Genomic DNA, 2,638 nt, shown 5'->3' with positions numbered 1-2,638 from the left:
TTTACCGCAAGAAGGTCCGCAAGCACACGACCAACGCGATCCTCTACGGCACCGACCCGGCAACCTGCCCGGTCCGCGCGCTGCGCGCCTACCTGACCGCCCTGGAGGCCGCCGGGCGCACGGAGGGCCCGATGTTCGTCCGGGTGGACCGGTGGGACCGCATCGCCCCGCCCCTCACCCGTGGCGGCCGCCGGATCGGGGACCCGGCCGGGCGGATGTCCGCCGAGGCCGCCGCCGAGGTCGTCGAGCGCCTGGCCAACGCCGCCCACCTCACCGGCGCCTGGTCCGGGCACTCCCTGCGCCGCGGCTTCGCCACCGCCGCCCGGGCCGCCGGCCATGACCCGCTGGAGATCGCCCGCTCCGGCGGCTGGGCCGACGGCTCCCGCGTCCTCGCCCGCTACCTGGCCGACGTCGACCGCGTGAAGAACAGCCCGCTCGTCGGCATCGGCCTGTAGGAACCCGGGAGCGCGACGGTAGGCGGTCGGCGGGGAGGTCATGGTGCGCGGCATGACCTCCCCGCCGCCTTGGCCCCTTCCCGTCGGGCTCGCCCGCTGGTGTAGGGGATCTGTACAGCTCCGTTGCGAGGGCTGTGGGCTCTCCCCTCGCGATTCCTGTGTGCCGGTCCTCTTGCGACCCGGGGGCGGGAATGGCCGGTCGTCCCGTTGGTTTACTGCTTGTTCTGCCGGGCCCAGTGGCAGTCTGGTCCCACGTTGCGTAGGAGGGGGCCACGGTGGTGCGGTGGGTGCGATGGCTGGTGGCGGTGGTCGCGGCGGCGGTCTCGTTCGGGATGGTCCTGTGGGTGGTGCGGTCGGTGTCGTGGGGCTGGCTGCCGGAAGGAGAGGAGGCGCGGTGGGGGGTGGCGGCGGCGTTCGCCGCCGTGGTGGCCGGTGGGGTGCTGGCGGCAGTCGGTTGGTGGGCGGGACGGCAGGAGCAGCCGGGCGGACGCCGTATGCGGGCGCGAGCGTCCGGCCATGGGCGGGTCGATCAGGTGGGCGGTCACCGCGGTGTAGCTGGCGGAGCGGGAACTGCCGCTCCGGATGATGTCCAGTTCGACGCGAAGGCATCGGGGCGCGGCCAGATCCGGCAGACCGGCGGCGACGACTTCACCGGCACCGGAGGGGCGGGGGCCCCGTGATCCGCGACGAGGACGCCGGCGTACAGCGGGAGCTGCGGGCACGGGCTTCTGGACACGGCCAGATATCCCAAGTTGCCGGCAATCACTACCAGATCGCCGGTGACTACTACGCGGGGTCACCGCAGCCGGGTCCGGCGGCGCCGGCGCCGACCACGCTGCCGCCGCCCGCGCGGCTGGTGGGCCGGGCAGAACAGACCGAGCAGCTGCTGGGCTTGCTTGATCCTTCGGCTCCGGGAGAGTCAGCGGTGGTGGTCTCGGCTGTGGCGGGGCTGGCCGGGATCGGCAAGACGGCTCTGGCCCTGCAGGTGGCACATGCGGCGGTCGACCGAGGCTGGTTCACCGGCGGCGCCCTGTTTCTGTCCCTGCACGGCTACGACCCCGCCCGGCGCATCGAGGCTGAACAGGCACTGGGCGTCCTGCTGCGCGGCCTGGGCATCACGGAGGCGGACCTGCCCCCGACATTTGACGAGCAGCGGGCCCTGTACCAGGCGGAACTGGCCGCCCGGGCTCGGCGGGGCGAGGCGGTACTGGTGGTTGCCGACGACGCCGGCGGCACCGGCCAGGTCCTGCCGCTGGTGCCGGGCCCTCGCCTCCACCGCCTGCTGATCACTTCCCGCCACACCCTGGACCCCGTCGCGCTCACCGCTCGCCGTCTGCAGTTGGACGAACTCGCTCCCGGTCCAGCCGCTGCCCTGCTCACCGACGCCCTCACCCGCGCCGACCCTCACGACCTGCGTCCGGAACGAGAACCGGACGCGCTCGCCGAGATCGCCGCTCTCTGCGGGTGCCTGCCACTGGCCCTGGTCATCGCCGCCGCCCTGCTCACCGCCGATCCCGGCCTGCCCCTGACCGCCCTGGCCGAACTGCTCAAGACTGAGCACACCCGGCTGAAGACCCTCCACTACGACGACCAGGACGGCCACTCCCTCGCGGTACAGGCCGCCTTCGACCTCTCCTACCAGAAACTGCCCTCCGACCAGGCCCACCTGCTGCGCCTGCTGTCCTGCAACCCGGGCCCGGACATCTCCACCGAGGCCGCCACCGTCCTCAACGACGGCGTGCCGGCCCGCCCGCTGCTCGCCGCCCTGGCCCGCTCTGGTCTTCTTACGGAACAGCCTGTTGGCGGCAACCGTTGGCGCATGCACGACTTGATCCGTCTCTACGCCCGCCATCAGCATCAGGAAACCGACGACGCCCAACAGCGTCAGCAGAGTTTGACCGGCCTGCTCGAGTACTACGGGACCACCACAGCAGCGGCCATTGACCACTTGACGGCCCTGCCCGGCAAGGCAGCGCCCCTCCGCTTCACAGACCGTGCCGAGGCGCTGGCCTGGCTGGATACGGAACGAAGCAACCTCCTCCTCGCCGCCGCAGCCCATCCGTCGTTCGCCCTCGAAGTCGTCAGCAACCTGAGCGCGTACCTGGACCTGCGCCGCGCTTTCACCGACGCCATCGCCCTCGCTCACCACGCCCTCAGCGCCGCCCGTGAGCTCGGCGACCGGT

At 72.4% G+C, this 2,638-nt stretch carries 3 protein-coding genes; all 3 read left to right on the top strand.

What is annotated here, in order from left to right; translation table 11 throughout:
- Positions 1–455 (top strand): tyrosine-type recombinase/integrase (locus tag GBN72_RS33785; RefSeq protein ID WP_151775812.1); only part of this gene is annotated, 455 nt, incomplete at its 5' end.
- 287 nt (positions 456–742) lie between these two features.
- The gene (locus tag GBN72_RS33780) at positions 743–1,135 is read left to right on the top strand and encodes a hypothetical protein (RefSeq protein ID WP_151775805.1); all 393 of its coding nucleotides are present in this window, start codon (positions 743–745) and stop codon (positions 1,133–1,135) included.
- On the top strand, positions 1,132–2,638 hold a 1,507-nt coding region (locus GBN72_RS34470; protein WP_164541061.1), incomplete at its 3' end, for an ATP-binding protein. The genes GBN72_RS33780 and GBN72_RS34470, both read left to right, overlap by 4 nt.

The sequence above is a fragment of the Streptomyces abyssomicinicus genome (assembly GCF_008974245.1).
Lineage (GTDB): Bacteria > Actinomycetota > Actinomycetes > Streptomycetales > Streptomycetaceae > Streptomyces > Streptomyces abyssomicinicus.
Note: the sequence above shows the minus strand (reverse complement) of the source record. Positions and strands in the feature narration are given on the sequence as shown.